Source organism: Cryobacterium sp. TMT1-19 (genome assembly GCF_004403055.1).
Classification (GTDB): Bacteria; Actinomycetota; Actinomycetes; order Actinomycetales; family Microbacteriaceae; genus Cryobacterium; species Cryobacterium sandaracinum.
Map to the genome: position 1 here is coordinate 1 of NZ_SOHB01000023.1, position 14,683 is coordinate 14,683.

The 14,683-nt window shown below is 70.4% G+C and carries 11 protein-coding genes; 9 read left to right on the forward strand and 2 right to left on the reverse strand.

Annotation, left to right across the window (positions count from 1 at the left end; translation table 11 throughout):
* Positions 1-93: 93 nt before the first annotated feature.
* Entirely contained in the window at positions 94-831 is a 738-nt protein-coding gene (locus E3T40_RS05895; RefSeq protein ID WP_134542895.1) for an IclR family transcriptional regulator, read from the reverse strand.
* A 645-nt stretch (positions 832-1,476) separates the two neighbouring features.
* On the opposite strand from E3T40_RS05895, the gene E3T40_RS05900 reads away from it, so the two are divergent.
* The 7 genes from E3T40_RS05900 to E3T40_RS05935 all read left to right on the forward strand — a co-directional run bounded on the left by E3T40_RS05900 (position 1,477) and on the right by E3T40_RS05935 (position 10,080).
* Complete coding sequence (locus tag E3T40_RS05900) at positions 1,477-2,262, forward strand: hypothetical protein (protein WP_134542887.1); 786 nt, start codon at positions 1,477-1,479, stop codon at positions 2,260-2,262.
* A 547-nt stretch (positions 2,263-2,809) separates the two neighbouring features.
* Positions 2,810-3,607: an RNA methyltransferase gene (locus E3T40_RS05905; RefSeq protein ID WP_134542888.1), complete on the forward strand. Its 798-nt coding sequence runs from the start codon at positions 2,810-2,812 to the stop codon at positions 3,605-3,607.
* A gap of 431 nt (positions 3,608-4,038) precedes the next feature.
* The gene (locus tag E3T40_RS05915; protein ID WP_134542890.1) at positions 4,039-5,286 is read left to right on the forward strand and encodes a thiolase family protein; all 1,248 of its coding nucleotides are present in this window, start codon (positions 4,039-4,041) and stop codon (positions 5,284-5,286) included.
* A gap of 1 nt (position 5,287) precedes the next feature.
* The gene (locus tag E3T40_RS05920) at positions 5,288-6,127 is read left to right on the forward strand and encodes an SDR family NAD(P)-dependent oxidoreductase (RefSeq protein WP_104194191.1); all 840 of its coding nucleotides are present in this window, start codon (positions 5,288-5,290) and stop codon (positions 6,125-6,127) included.
* 113 nt (positions 6,128-6,240) lie between these two features.
* Positions 6,241-7,290 carry an iron ABC transporter substrate-binding protein gene (locus tag E3T40_RS05925; RefSeq protein ID WP_134542891.1) on the forward strand — a complete coding sequence of 350 codons (1,050 nt, stop codon included), beginning with the start codon at positions 6,241-6,243 and terminating at the stop codon, positions 7,288-7,290.
* 157 nt (positions 7,291-7,447) lie between these two features.
* Entirely contained in the window at positions 7,448-8,944 is a 1,497-nt protein-coding gene (locus E3T40_RS05930; RefSeq protein ID WP_370287879.1) for an ABC transporter permease, read from the forward strand.
* On the forward strand, positions 8,941-10,080 hold the full coding sequence (locus tag E3T40_RS05935) for an ABC transporter ATP-binding protein (RefSeq protein WP_134542892.1): 1,140 nt from the start codon (positions 8,941-8,943) through the stop codon (positions 10,078-10,080). Before E3T40_RS05930 ends, E3T40_RS05935 begins: the two co-directional genes overlap by 4 nt.
* A 236-nt stretch (positions 10,081-10,316) precedes the next feature.
* Here E3T40_RS05935 and E3T40_RS05940 read toward each other — a convergent pair whose 3' ends face one another.
* The gene (locus E3T40_RS05940; protein WP_104099202.1) at positions 10,317-11,759 is read right to left on the reverse strand and encodes a helix-turn-helix domain-containing protein; all 1,443 of its coding nucleotides are present in this window, start codon (positions 11,757-11,759) and stop codon (positions 10,317-10,319) included.
* Between the two features lie 154 nt (positions 11,760-11,913).
* Here E3T40_RS05940 and E3T40_RS05945 point away from each other — a divergent pair, with 154 nt between their 5' ends.
* Complete coding sequence (locus E3T40_RS05945) at positions 11,914-13,767, forward strand: phosphoenolpyruvate carboxykinase (GTP) (protein ID WP_134542893.1); 1,854 nt, start codon at positions 11,914-11,916, stop codon at positions 13,765-13,767.
* Between the two features lie 242 nt (positions 13,768-14,009).
* Positions 14,010-14,453, forward strand: a complete 444-nt coding sequence (locus E3T40_RS05950; RefSeq protein WP_198411942.1) for a glycosyl hydrolase-related protein — start codon at positions 14,010-14,012, stop codon at positions 14,451-14,453.
* Positions 14,454-14,683: the final 230 nt, after the last annotated feature.

Genomic DNA, 14,683 nt, shown 5'->3' on the forward strand with positions numbered 1-14,683 from the left:
CGGGCCGGCTGCCGGCGCCCGCCCGGCTGCCGGCGCCCGCTCGGTCGGCGGCGCTTGGTCGAAGCGCCCGCGTCTGGCCCGGTGTGGCGGCAATTAGTGCAGGTCGGCTGCAATTACGGCCGCGGCCGTCACGAGACGCGCGCCGATCGCGGCGTCACTCTGCCCGGTGCCGAGGTAGACGACCGCCAGAGCCGCCGGTGCCTCGCCGGGCACGACCAGCGGCACCGCCACGGAGGCCAGCCCCGGAATGACCTCGTCATGACTGGTGGCGAAGCCGCGTGCGCGCACGTCGGCGGCTTCGTCGCGGCGGGCGCCCTCGCCGAGGTTCACCCACTGGGTCGCCGTGAGCAGGGACTGGATGGCGATCCCGGGTGCACCCCGGCCGAGCGGATGCCGCGTGCCGGGGCGCTGCGCGACCGTGGCGTGCGCCTGTCGCGGTTCCACGCTGACCAGAGTGACGACCTCCGCCCGGTCCAGCACGGTCACGAAGGCTGTCATCCCCAACTCGTTCGCGACGCTCGTCAGCTCGGGCAGCGCCGCGGCCTGCAGACCGCGGGAGACACCGCGGGCGAGCGCGGCCATCCGTGGGCCGAGGCGTACGGCGCCCGCGGCATCCCGGATCACGACCCCATGGTCCTCCAACGTGCGCAATATTCGGTAGGCGATCGAGCGGTGCACGCCGAGGGCGGCGGCCACGTCGGCAATGGTCAGGGCCTCGTCGGCGTCGGCGAGAATCTCGAGCACGCGGATGCCGCGCGACAGGGTCTGCGAATGCGGCGCCCCGTTCGGGCCGTTGGCACTGGGCCCGCTGGGCTTGCTCTGCTCGCTCATCCCGTTACCCCGCTCATTGACGTCGACACGGTGCCATTCTCGCATTCGTGGTTCAGGGCCCGCGGTCGCCCCAGGAGCTATGCACTCGGAGTGTGTGTGTGTGTGTGTGTGTGTGTGTGTGTGTGTGTGTGTGTGTGTGTGTGTGTGTGCGTGTGTGTGTGTCCAACTCAGGAGATTCGGGTGGGGCGCGGCATCCGTCGCCCGGACCAGTGCGGGGAGCGGGGGGTGCTGCGGCGCGTCTCCTGAGTTGGCCACATCACCGTGTCGGCGCGCCCGCGCGCGAGGGTTCCCGGTCCTCGGGTCCGAATCCTCCTCGTGCATATCTCCTGCAAATTGTGGGGGGCCGCATCGCGCCCCCGTCCGGGTCTTTCGGCGGCCCGGGCCGGCGCCCCCACCAGAGTGCAGAAGTTATGCCGGGTTCGCGGAGGCTAACTCAGGAGTTCCGGAATCGGGGCGGCCGATTCGGCACGGGCCAGTGCGGACCCGTGCGCCACAGGTGCGGGATGGTGGTTTCGCCGCGGTGAATCTCCTGAGTTAGCCACACGGAGCGCTGTCGCCTCGCTGCGCGCATCCGTGCGCTGTCGCCGCGCATCCGTGCGCTGACAGGCAAGACCCACGGGGGAGACCGGCCTATCGTGAGCCGAAATGACCGCGATCTGGGTGTCCGTGTGCCTGGTCGCCGCCGTCGCGGCGTCCGGCCTGGGAGCGGCGTGCGCGCTCGCCGGGCTCCGGATGCCGGGCCGCGCCCTGGTCGCGGCTCCCACCATGGTCGTCATGATCGTCTCGTGCGCCGACATGGTGCTGCCGGGCGTGCAGCTGCTCGGCTCCTTGGCCTGGGCGGGGCTCCTGGTCGGGGCGGCGCTGCTGGCCCTGCTTGACCGGCGGCACCGCATGCCCGCCGCGCATCACGCCGTATCGCTGCTGCTGACGTCCGTAATGTGGGTCGCGATGCTGCCGGCGGCGTCGACTGAGGCTACGGCGGCTTCGGTCGGCTCGGTCGCGGTGGTCGGCTCGGTTGGCTCGGTCGCGGTGGCCGGCGCTGGCGCCGGAACCAGTGCCACGGCTAGTGCCACGGCTAGTGCCACGGCTGCCGCTGCGCCCGCTGCCGCTGCGCCCGCTGTCGCCGGGACCGCTGTGGGAAACGGCGCCTATGCCGGGCACGCGCGGGCGATCACCGACGGCGGAACGCTGCCGGCCCGGCTTGTGGTGCTGCTGGCTGCGGCATCCGTTGCCCTTGCGGCCAGCGCCGTGCGGTCGGCGCGCCGCCCCACCGGGTCGGGGGGTCGAGCCGGCCACGCTCCGACTGGAGTCGGCCCAGCACCTGAGTATGGCGCTGGCGATGACGTTGATGGCTGCGGGGATGTTCCTGCCGCTGACCGGTTGCTGACGGATGCCGGGCACCCCCTGGCCGGGAGGAATCCGCAGCCATGATCTCACCATCACACGACCCGGCCGATAGCACAGTGCCGCCAGGACCGATCACACAGGACCGGTTACGGGACCGTGCCGACACGTCGAGCGGTGCGGCTAACTCAGGAGATGCGCCGCCGCATCCGTTGGATCGCCGCACTGGTCCGGGTGCCGGCTGCCGTCCGCCGCCCGGATCTCCTGAGTTAGCCCCAGGGCGCAACCCTTACCGGTACATAACTACTGCAAATCGTGGCCCGGCCGAAGCCGGTGCCTGTGCTCCGGGGGCCGTGAATCCGCTACCGGCGGGGCCACTCGGGCGCCGGGGCACCCAGGCTGTCCGTGCCCGCCGGGAGGATGAAGGGTGCGGCTAACTCCGGAGATGCGCCGCGGCATCCGTGGGATCGCCGCACTGGTCCGGGTGCCGGCTGCCGTCCGCCGCCCAGATCTCCTGAGTTAGCCCCGAGGCGGCCCGCATCCAGCCGCCCGCCCCCGCACCCAGCCACCCGCCCCCGCCCCGCGATTAGACTGATCNAGCCACCCGCCCCCGCCCCGCGATTAGACTGATCGGGTGCCCGTCATCGAGATCAGCGACCTCAGCGATCCGCGGCTTGCGGACTACGCCCATCTCACCGATGTGGCACTGAAAAAGGCGCGCGGCACCGAACACGGCCTGTATATAGCCGAATCGGCATTGATTCTCGAGCGGGCCCTGCGCGCCGGACACCGGCCGCGGTCGGTGCTCACACTCGGCAACACCGCCCCGGAGGCCCGCGCCCTCGTCGGCGAGGACGTGCCGGTCTTCGTCGGCCCGGGGGCGCTTCTCGCCGAGCTCACCGGCTACGTGCTGCACCGCGGCGTGATCGCCTCGATGCACCGGCCCGAGCTGCCCGACCCGGAGTCGCTACTCGCCGGCGCCCGCCGCATCGTGATCCTCGAGAATGTGTCCGACCCCACGAACGTCGGCGCGATCTTCCGCTCCGCCGGGGCCATCGGCGCCGACGCGATCCTGGTCACACCGCGCTGCTCCGACCCCTTCTACCGTCGCGCCATCCGCGTCTCGATGGGCACCGTGCTGCAGGTGCCCTGGACCCGCCTCGGCGACTGGCCGAGTACCCGCGCGCTGCTCACTCGGCACGGTTTCCACCTCGCCGCGCTCGCCCTGACAACGGATGCCGTGAGCCTGCGCGACTTCCCCGGGCACGAGCACGAGCGGCTGGCGCTGCTGCTCGGCGCGGAGGGTGAGGGGCTCACCCCGGACGCATTGGCGGCCTCCGACACCGTGGTGCAGATCCCGATGAAGCACGGCATCGACTCCCTCAACGTGGCCGCCGCCAGCGCCGTCGCGATGTGGGCGCTCTCGGGCTGACGCCCCGCCTGCCACACCCGAACCTGCACGGCTCACCGCCGCACGCCACACCCGCACGCCACACCCGAACCTGCACGGCTCACCGCCGCACGCCACACCCGCACGCCACGCCCGCACGCCACACCCGCACGTCCCTGTCCTGCCGCGTTTGTGGCCAACTCAGGAGATACGTCGGCCGCGTTCTGTCAGCCCCCGGACCAGTGCGGCGGAATCCGCCGGACGACGGCTTCCCCACCGGATCTCCTGAGTTAGCCCCACGCGCGGCCCGTACCCCACGCGCAGCCCGGCCCACACGCGCAGCCCGCAGCCCACGCGTGGCCCGTACCCCACGCGCGGCCCGTGCTCCACGCGCAGCCCGCAGCCCGCAGCCCGCAGCCCACACGCGCTCCCCGCTCCGCGCCGCGGTGGCACCGGAAGCCTAGGCTGAGGTCATGAGCAACGAGGCTGTCATTGTCGATGTCGTGCGCACCGCGTCGGGTCGAGGCAAACCGGGCGGCGCCCTCTCGGGCGTGCACCCCGCGGACCTGCTGGCCGGGGTGCTGAGCGAACTGGTCACCCGCAACGGGCTCGATCCCGCGCTCGTCGACGACGTGATCGGCGGCTGCGTCAGCCAGGTCGGCGAGCAGGGCTACAACGTGACCCGCACCGCCCTGCTCAGCGCGGGTTTTCCCGACTCGGTGCCCGGCGCGACCATCGACCGGCAGTGCGGATCCAGCCAGCAGGCGGCCACGTTCGCCGCGCAGGGCGTGATGGCCGGCAGCTACGACATCGTCATCGCCTGCGGCGTCGAATCGATGAGCCGCGTGCCGCTGGGCTCGTCGCTCGGCACGGCCCAGAGCCCGCAGAACCAGCAAGGCGGGCAGAGCCACCAGAACCAGCAGAACGGACAGATCCCGAATCCGCACGGCACGCTGATGCGCGACCGCTACCCCGACGGGCTCGTCAACCAGGGCGTCTCGGCCGAGCTGATGAACCAGAAGTGGAAACTGGGCCGCGGCGAACTGGATGCCTTCGCCGCCCGCTCGCACCGACTCGCCGCGGCCGCCGCCGAACGCGGCGATTTCGACGGCGAACTGCGGCCGACGACTCTGCGGGACGGCCGGGTCGTGGCCGCCGACGAGACCATCCGCCCCGGCACCACCCTCGATTCCCTGGCCGCCCTGCCTCCGGCGTTCCGCACCGACGCCCTCGCCGCCCGCTTCCCGAAACTCGACTGGCACATCACCGCCGGCAACTCGTCGCTGCTCACCGACGGCGCCTCCGCGGCTCTGATCATGAGCGCCAAACGCGCCGCCCAGCTCGGCCTCAACCCGCGCGCCCGGTTCCACAGCTTCGCGGTGACCGGAAGCGACCCGCTCTTGATGCTCACGGGCGTGATCCCGGCGACCCGGCGCATCCTGGAGCGCTCCGGTCTCAGCATCGACGACCTCGACGCCTACGAGGTCAACGAGGCGTTTGCCACCGTGCCGCTGGTCTGGCTGCGCGAACTCGGCGCCGACCCGGCCCTGCTCAACCCGCGCGGCGGGGCCATCGCTCTCGGCCACGCGCTCGGCTCCTCGGGCACCCGGCTCCTCGGCACCCTGCTCAACCACCTCGAACTGACCGGCGGCCGCTGGGGCCTGCAGACCATGTGCGAGGGCGGCGGCATGGCCAACGCCACCATCATCGAACGGCTCTGAGATGCGCGTCGACGGATGCTCCGCCCTCGTCACCGGAGCCGCCTCCGGCCTCGGGCTGGCCACCGCTACCGCCTTGGCCCACGCTGGGGCAGCGGTCGTGCTGCTCGACCTGCCCGGCACCAGTGGGGAGCAGGCGGCGGTCGTGATCGGCGGCCGGGCGTGTTTCGTGCCGGGTGACGTCACCCGCACCGAGGACGTGCAGGCCGCCGTCGACGCCGCCGCCGCGATCGCCCCGCTGCGCATCGTGGTCAACTGTGCCGGCATCGCCCCCGGCCAGCGCACCGTCGACCGCACCGGGGCCCCGCTGCCGCTGGACGATTTCGACCGGGTCATTCGCATCAACCTCGTCGGCACGTATAACGTGATCCGGCTGGCCGCGGCCGCCATGCAGGCTACCGACCCGGTCGGCGGCACGGACGGAGCCCCCGGGACGAACGGCACGGACGGCACCCCCGGCACGATCGACCAGACGGCCGGCACCGTCCCGGAGCGCGGTGTGATCGTGAACACGGCATCCGTCGCAGCCTTCGACGGGCAGATCGGTCAGGCGGCCTATGCCGCCTCGAAGGGCGGCGTCGCCGCGATGACCCTGCCGCTCGCCCGCGAATTCGCCCGATCGTTGATCCGGGTGGTGGCGATCGCGCCCGGCATCTTCGACACCCCGCTGCTTCAGGGGCTCCCCGAGAACGTGCGCGAGTCCCTCGCGGCGCAGGTTCCACACCCTTCCCGGCTCGGCAACCCGGCCGCGTTCGCCGCGCTCGTGCGGCACATCGTCGAGAACCCGATGCTCAACGGCGACACCATCCGGCTCGACGGCGCCATCCGGATGCCGCCCCGCTGACCGGGGCCGAGCCTGTGTATTCCCCTGCGGCCCCGACGACGCCAATTTCTTTAGGGTAGGCTTACCTAAAAGCACTGTGGGTCATGCCCGCACGACAGTAGGGACGCAACACGATGATCTTGACACGCCGCTGGGCACTGGTTACCGCTATCGGAACGGTGGCCCTGCTCGGGGTGACCGGGTGCAGCGCACCCGAGGAATCCAGTCCTGGTGCTACCGACGCGTCCACCCCGTCGGGCTCGATCACGGTCTACAACGCCCAGCACGAGGAACTGACCCAGGCCTGGGCCGACGAATTCACCGCGGAGACCGGCGTCACCGTCACGCTCCGCAACGGCGACGACTCGGAACTCGGCAACCAGCTCGTGCAGGAAGGCGCCGCGTCGAAGGCCGACGTGTTCCTCACCGAGAACTCGCCCGCGATCAGCCTCGTCGACAAGGCCGGCCTGTTCGCCCCGGTCGACGACGCCACGCTGGCCCAAGTTCCCAAGCAGTTCCAGCCGTCCACCGGCACCTGGACCGGCATTGCCGCCCGCTCGACCGTGTTCGCCTACAACCCGAGCATGATCAGCGCGGGCGAACTGCCGGCCTCGCTGCTCGACCTCGCCGACCCGGCCTGGGCCGGCCGCTGGGCCGCGTCGCCCTCCGGCGCCGACTTCCAAGCCATCGTCAGTGCGCTCCTCGAGCTCAAGGGCGAAGCCGCAACGAGCGACTGGCTCGCGGCCATGAAGGAGAACGCGGTCGTCTATAAAGGCAACAGCACCGTGATGAAGGCCGTCAACGCGGGTGAGATCCCCGGCGGCGTGATCTACCACTACTACTGGTTCGCAGACCAGGCCGGTACGGGCGAGAACAGCTCCAGCACCCAGATGCACTACTTCAAGAACCAGGATCCCGGTGCGTTCGTCAGCGTCTCCGGCGGCGGAGTGCTGGAGACCAGCGCGAACCCCGTGGCCGCTCAGGCGTTCCTCGCTTTCATCACCGGCAAGGCCGGCCAGGAAATCCTGAAGACCGGCACCTCGTTCGAGTACCCCGTTTCCGACGCGGTCGACGCGAACCCCGCGATGGTGCCGCTTCGCGAACTCGACGCCCCCGTCATCGACCCGTCCAAACTCAACAGCACCAAGGTCACCGATCTGATGACCGAGGCCGGTTTCCTCTAGGCTGAAACTGGTGATACCTGCAGCCCCCTCGACCGCGAAACCGGCGCCCGACCCGTCGGACACCGGTCGCGGAGCCGTCGCCGAAACCGGCGCAACGGGGCGTGCGGGGCGCACGGATGCCGCCGGCCGGGTCGGCAAACGACCGTCACCATTCATCGTGGCGGCCGCCGTCACCGTGTCCGTGCTCGGGCTGCTGCCGCTGGGCTACGTCATCGTCACCGGTATCCTGACCGGTTGGCCGACCCTCTCGGCGCTCGTGTTCCGGCCGCGGGTCGGCGAACTGCTCCTGAACACGATCGGGCTGGTCGTGATCACCGTGCCGCTGACCGCGGCGATCGGGGTGGCCGCCGCCTGGCTGGTCGGCCGCACCTCCCTGCGCGGCCACCGGGTGTTCGCCGTGCTCCTGGCGACGCCGCTCGCGGTGCCGGCCTTCGTCAACAGCTACGGCTGGGTAAGCGCCGTACCCTCCTTGAACGGGCTCTGGTCCGGGGTTCTGATCGCCACCCTGTCGTACTTCCCGTTGGTCTACCTGCCCTGCGTCGCCGCGCTCCGTCGGCTGGACCCCACGGTCGAAGAGGCAGCAGAGTCGCTCGGCAGCGGTGCCTGGGGCGTCTTCTTCCGCGTCATCCTGCCCCAGTTGCGGCTGCCGATCCTCGGGGGCGCCCTGCTGGTAGGGCTGCACCTGCTCTCCGAATACGGCGCGTTCGCGATGATCCGCTTTGACACCTTCACCACCGCCATCGTGGAGCAGTACCGGTCCACGTTCAACGGCCCCGCGGCCAACGCCCTCGCCGGCGTTCTCGTGCTGCTGTGCCTGTTTCTGTTGATCGGGGAGTCCGGTGCCCGCGGACGCTCCCGGTACGCCCGCATCGGCTCGGGTGTGGCCCGGGTCACGCCGCGGCGCTCCCTCCGCGCCTTCACGCCGGTCGGCTACCTGTTCCTCGGTGGGCTGTTCGCACTCGCGATCGGAGTCCCGTTCTGGAGCGTCATCCGCTGGCTCTACCAGGGCGGCGCAATCGTGTGGACCGATGCCGTGCTGGTCCAGGCCCTGCTGCAGACCGTGGGCTACGGCCTCGTCGGCGCCGCGGTCACCTGTGTACTCGCGTTCCCGATCGCGTTCCTCGCGGTGCGCTACCCGAGCCGGCTGTCCCGCGGCCTCGAATCGGTCAACTACCTCACCAGTTCCCTCCCTGGGATCGTCACGGCCCTCGCGTTGGTGACCATCAGCATCCGTTTCGTGCAGCCGCTCTACCAGACCACCGTGCTGGTGATCGTGACGTACCTGCTGATGTTCCTGCCGCGCGCGCTGGTGAACCTCCGGGCCGGGCTCGCGCAGGTTCCGGTCGGACTGGAGGAGGCGGCCCGGTCGCTCGGCAAGCATCCGTTCGCCGCGTTCCTCAGTGTCACCACCCGCTTCTTCGCGCCCTCGGCCCTGGCCGCGGGGGCGCTCGTGTTCCTCGGCATCGTCACCGAGCTGACCGCTACGCTGCTGCTGGCCCCGAGCGGCACCCGCACCCTCGCGATCCAGTTCTGGTCGAAGGTGAACGACATCAACTACGTCGGCGCCGCGCCCTACGCCCTGCTGATGATCGTGCTGAGCCTGCCGGTCACCTACCTGCTGTTCGCCCGCTCCCGGCTGACGAGCGTGTCATGACCGCCGCCATCGAACTGTCCGGGGTCAACAAGAGCTTCGGCAGCACCCGTATCCTCGAGGACATCGCCCTCTCGGTGCCGGAGGGTAGCCGCACGGTCGTGGTCGGCTCGTCCGGGTCGGGCAAGACCACCCTGCTGCGCCTGATCAGCGGCTTCGAGCTGCCCGACTCGGGCGCCATCAGCGTGCTCGGTCGCACCGTGGCCGGCCCGGGAGCGGCCGTGGCCGCGCATCGGCGCGGGATCGGCTTCGTCGCGCAGGACGGCGCCCTGTTCCCGCACCTCACCGTGGGGCAGAACATCGCATTCGGCCTCGGCGCGGCGCTCCGCGGCGGCACCCGCAAGCAACGCGCCCGTGCCGTGAGCGAGCTGCTCGAGATGGTGTCGCTGAGGCCCGACTTCGCCGCCCGCCGCCCCGACGAACTGTCCGGCGGCCAGCAGCAGCGCGTGGCCCTGGCGCGGGCCCTCGCCCGCCAGCCGCGGGTGATGCTCCTCGACGAACCGTTCTCCTCCCTCGATGCCGGACTGCGGGCGGCAACCCGCGACATCGTCGCCGAAACGCTGGAGCGCGCCGGCATCACCACGGTGCTCGTCACCCACGACCAGGCGGAGGCGATGAGCTTCGCCCACCAGCTCGCGGTGCTTCGCGACGGCAACCTCTGCCAGGTCGGGCCGCCGCGCGAGGTCTACTGGCGCCCCGTCGACCTGTTCACGGCCCGGTTCCTCGGCGACGCGGTCGTGCTGCCGGCCACCATCTCGGACGGCTTCGCCGCCTGCGCACTGGGCACAGTCGCCGTCGCCCCCACCAGCCTGCGCGGCGACGCCTGCATCATGCTGCGCCCGGAGCAGATCATGGTCGAGCACTGCGAGTCCGGAGGGGCGGATGCCGCCGCCTCCTGTACCGGCCAGGTCGAAGCGGTCGATTTCTACGGGCCCGAGGTGCAGCTGGCGGTGCGCCTGTTCTCCGGGGGCGCCCCGGCGCCCGGTTTCCCCCAGAGCCCCGGAACGCAGAACCCCGGAACGCAGAGCCCCGGGACGCTGGTGCACGTAAGGCAGCACGGCACGATGGGCACCGTCGTGGGCAGCCGGGTCAGCCTCACCGCCCGTGGCACCGCCACCGCGTTCGCCGCCCGCCCCTGACCCTCGCCCTGCCGCCCGTCGGGCCGCTCCGTCGGGCCCTGGCCCTCGCCGTGCCGCCCGTCGGGCCCTGTCCGCACCGAGCGGGCGCTGTTCATCACAGACGGAGCGCCGTGTCCGGTATCGAACCAATTCGACGGAGACGGAGACGGAGACGAAGACGACTTCGGCGACGGATGACCCGACGACGGTGGGGCGGATGACCCGACGACGTAAGTGGCTCAGCGCCAGGATCCCCACTACTCCGCGGCGTGCGCCTCGAGGAACTCGTAGACCTCGGTGTCGTCGACGCCGGGGAAGGTGCCGCTGGGCAGCGGCGACAGCACGTGCGCGTGCAGCCGGGCGCTCGGCCAGGCCTTGCCGGCCCAGCGCGAGGAGACCTCGGAGGCCGGGCGGCGACAGCAGGACTCGTCCGGGCAGCGGGACACCGCCCGCTGCGTGGTCTCCCGGCCGCGGAACCACTTGGCCTGCACGAAGGGCACGCCGACGCTGATCGAGAACTCGCCGGCATCCGTCGCCCCGGTCTGGGTGGCGCACCAGAAGGTGCCGGCCGGCGTGTCGGTGTACTGGTAGAACTCGGTGGTGCGGTTGGTGTGGGTGAAGGCGCTGCGGGCGCTCCACTGCTTGCAGACGAACTGGCCCTCGATCGAGCCGGTCACGTCGGCCGGCAGGGGAAGGTCGTCGTTCTCGTAGCCCTTCTGCAGGGCGCCGTCGCCGGTGACGCGCAGGAAGTGCAGCGGCATGTCCAGGTGCGAGGTGGCCAGGTTCGTCAGTCGCAGCGCCGCGGCCTCGTGGGTCACCCCGAAGGCGTCGCGGAAGTCCTCGACCGAGAGCTCGCGTTCGCGCTTGGCGTGGGAGAGGAACGCGACGGATGCCGCCTGCGGCATCAGGCAGGCGGCCGCGAAGTAGTTGATCTGAAGCCTCTGCCAGAGGAACTCGGCGTAGCTGCCCGGCCGCTCGTGGCCGAGCAGCCGGTGCCCCATGGCCTGCAGTGCCATCGAGCGCAAGCCGTGACCGCCGGGGATCGACGCCGGCGGCAGGTAGATGCGGTGATTGACCAGGTCGGTGACCGACCGGGTCGAGCCGGGCAGGTCATTGACGTAGATGAGGTTGAAGCCGAGCTGCTCGGCCATCACGCTGACCTCCCGGTGGGTGAGGGCGCCCGACACATGCCCGGATGCCCGCACTCGGTCTTCGGCGAGCTGCTCGATGTCGGGCATGAAATTATCTTGTTCGCGCATCTGTTCGCGCAGTTCCGTGTTCGCGCGGCGGGCCTCTTCCGGCGTGGCGATGGCTTCGCTGGCGCGGCGGGCGAGTTCGCGGTGCAGACCGAGAAGGGACTCGAGCGCCGCCATCGGCATGCCCTTGGTCATCTTCACCCGCGGCAGGCCGAGGGCGCCGTAGAGCGGATTGCGCTGCGCGCGCTCCAGCTCGATCTCGAGTGCGGCCCGCGTGTTCGGCGCTTCGTTTTTGAGCAGGTCGGTGAGCTCCACGTCGACGGCGGTGGCAATGTCCTGCAACGTCGACAGCTTGGGGGAGCGGCGGCCGTTCTCGATCAGGGAGAGCTGGCTCCCGGCCATGCCGACCTGCTCGCCGAGCTGGTCGAGCGTGAAGCCGCGCTCGGCCCGGAAATGACGGACACGGAGTCCCAGGGTGATCAGATCAGCGGCACGTGTCGACATTCCTTAACGATAACGAAAGATTCGCTGTTCTTAACCTGAGCACTTCCGGCACCGGTGGCATCGGTGGATCATTGTGGAGAAGGGGGGCGTATTTGCGTCCCCCCACGACTGCAGACCACTGGTTCACGCCGGATTGACCACGAAAGGCCAGGAGATGACAATCGCGAATTCCCGACTTGAGACCGGCGGGGGCGAGTCCCGCTATGTTGCCGGCACCACCGACCCCAACCTTCAGGCCTGGGTGGACGAAATTGCCCGGCTGACCCAGCCCGACGCCGTCGTCTGGTGCGACGGATCGTTGCGCGAAGCCGATGTGCTCGCGAAACAGCTCGTAGCCGAGGGCAAGCTCATTCACCTGAACCCGGAGTGGCGCCCCAACAGCTACCTGGCCCGCACGAGCCCGTCGGACGTGGCGCGCGTCGAGGACCGCACCTTCATCTGCTCGGTCGACCCGGGCGATGCCGGCCCCACCAACAACTGGGCCGACCCGGACGCGATGCGGGGCGAGCTGCAGGGAGTCTTCGCCGGCAGCATGCGCGGGCGCACAATGTACATCGTGCCGTTTTCGATGGGACCGCTTGGCGGCCCCATCTCCAAGTTCGGCGTGGAGATCACCGACTCGCCCTACGTGGTGCTGAACATGGGCATCATGACGCGCATGGGCCAGAAGGTGCTGCACATGATCGAGGCCGGTGCCCCCTGGGTGCACACCGTGCACAGCGTGGGCTACCCGCTGGTCGACGCCGAGGGGCGCCGCCGTGGGGACGTGTCCTGGCCGTGCAACGACACCAAGTACATCGTGCAGTTCCCGGAGACCCGCGAGGTGTGGTCCTTCGGCTCGGGCTACGGCGGCAACGCGCTGCTCTCGAAGAAGTCGTTCGCGCTGCGGATCGCATCCGTCATGGCCCGCGACGAGGGCTGGCTGGCCGAGCACATGCTCCTGATCAAGGTAACCTCCCCGGAGGGGGGCGTGTCGCACCTGGCCGCGGCTTTCCCGTCGGCCTGCGGCAAGACGAACCTGTCGATGCTGCGCCCGACCATCCCCGGGTGGAAGGTCGAGACCATTGGCGACGACATCGCCTGGCTGCGCCCCGGGCCAGACGGGAGGCTGTACGCGATCAACCCGGAGGCCGGCTTCTTCGGTGTGGCCCCCGGAACCGGCGAGGTCACCAACCCGACCGCCGTGGCCACCGTCTGGGGCAACACGATCTTCACGAACGTCGCACTGCGCGACGACGGCGACGTGTGGTGGGAGGGTCTGACCGAGACCACTCCCAGCCACCTGATCGACTGGGAGGGCAAGGATTGGACGCCCGCCTCCGGCCGCCCGGCCGCCCACCCCAACTCCCGCTTCACGGTTGCTGCGGCGCAGTGCCCGTCGATCGCCGACGACTGGGAGGCCTTTGGCGGCGTGCCGATCGACGCCATCCTCTTCGGCGGACGCCGCGCGACGAACGTGCCGCTGGTGGCCCAGGCCCGCAGCTGGAAGCACGGCGTGTTCATGGGCGCGACCATCTCCTCGGAGAAGACCGCGGCCGCCGAGGGCACCGTCGGCGAGTTGCGCCGCGACCCGTTCGCGATGCTCCCCTTTTGCGGCTACAACATGGCGGACTACTGGGCGCACTGGCTCAAGGTCGGCCGTGGTCTCGGCGGCAAGGCGCCGGAGATCTTCCAGGTGAACTGGTTCCGCAAGGGCGCGGACGGAAGCTTCCTCTGGCCCGGTTTCGGCGAGAACTCTCGCGTGATCGAGTGGATCGTGCGCCGCGTCGAAGGCTTCGCGGATGCCGTGGACACCCCGATCGGACACCTTCCGGTCCAGGGTGGCCTCGACCTGAAGGGTCTGGACCTGGCCGACTCTGATGTCGAGCAGCTCTTTGCGATCGACCCGGCCTCCTGGCTGGCCGAGTGCGACCTCACTGAGGAGTACTTCGCCAAGTTCGGCGACCGGGTGCCGCCGGCGCTGCTCTCCGAGCTCGCGAGCGTGCGCTACAACCTCCGAAACGCGTAGCGGAGCTCGGCGCCGCTGGTGCGCTGCGGCATCCGTTGCCTGACGAATTCGACGGAGATTTTGCTCCCGTGGGGCTGTTTCGGGTGTGTAAACCGCTTCAGATCCGAAAATCTCCGTCGAATTGGTTCACGAGCGCCCGCAGTGGCGGACGTGCGGGGCCGGGGGCGGTCGTACGATGCTGCCAGTCGGGCGGCGGTGCCCGGCGGGAAGTCGCAGGTGCGGTGCAAGACGACGGCGCACTCGTGGAGAAACGCATCGACCGGTTCGTGCGGGAGCGGCTGCGCCCGGCGGTGCACCGGGCATCCGTGTCGCTGCGGGTCGGCGCCGGTATCCCCGAGGCGGTCGCGGAGGGGTACCGGCTGAACCTGCCGCTTTGTTCGGTGACCGGGGTGAGAGTGGCCCGCGTGGATCCGTTGATCGAGGTCGACCACCCGGCCGTCGTGGTCGAGGCGGTCAAGCTGGCCGAGGACCGCAGCGGGGACCTGATCGTGCGGCTCTCCGAGGCGCACGGGTCGCGGGTGCGGGCGCGGGTCATCCGTCACTTCGCCGCGACGGATGTCACCGAAACCGACCTGCTGGAACGCCCCCTGGCCGCGCCGCGGGCTCCGTTCGCCGCCGATGGCTCCGCGCTGACGCTCGAGCTGCGTCCCTTCCAGCTGGTCACCCTGCGCTTCGCGCGCCGCTGACCGCCCGCGGTCCCGGCCGCACTGCTACCCGCGCTGTTACCCGCCCTGGTACCCGCTGTCCGCGCGCTGTTACCCGCCCTGGTACCCGCTGTCCGCGCGCTGACAGGGTCACATGCGTCTAACGAATTCGACGGAGATTTTGGCTCTCCTGCTCTATCCGTGGGTGTTTCGGAGCGCCTTAACGGCCGCACGCCGCTTCCTGTCTAGGTTTCTGACTGTCAAAGGAAAGA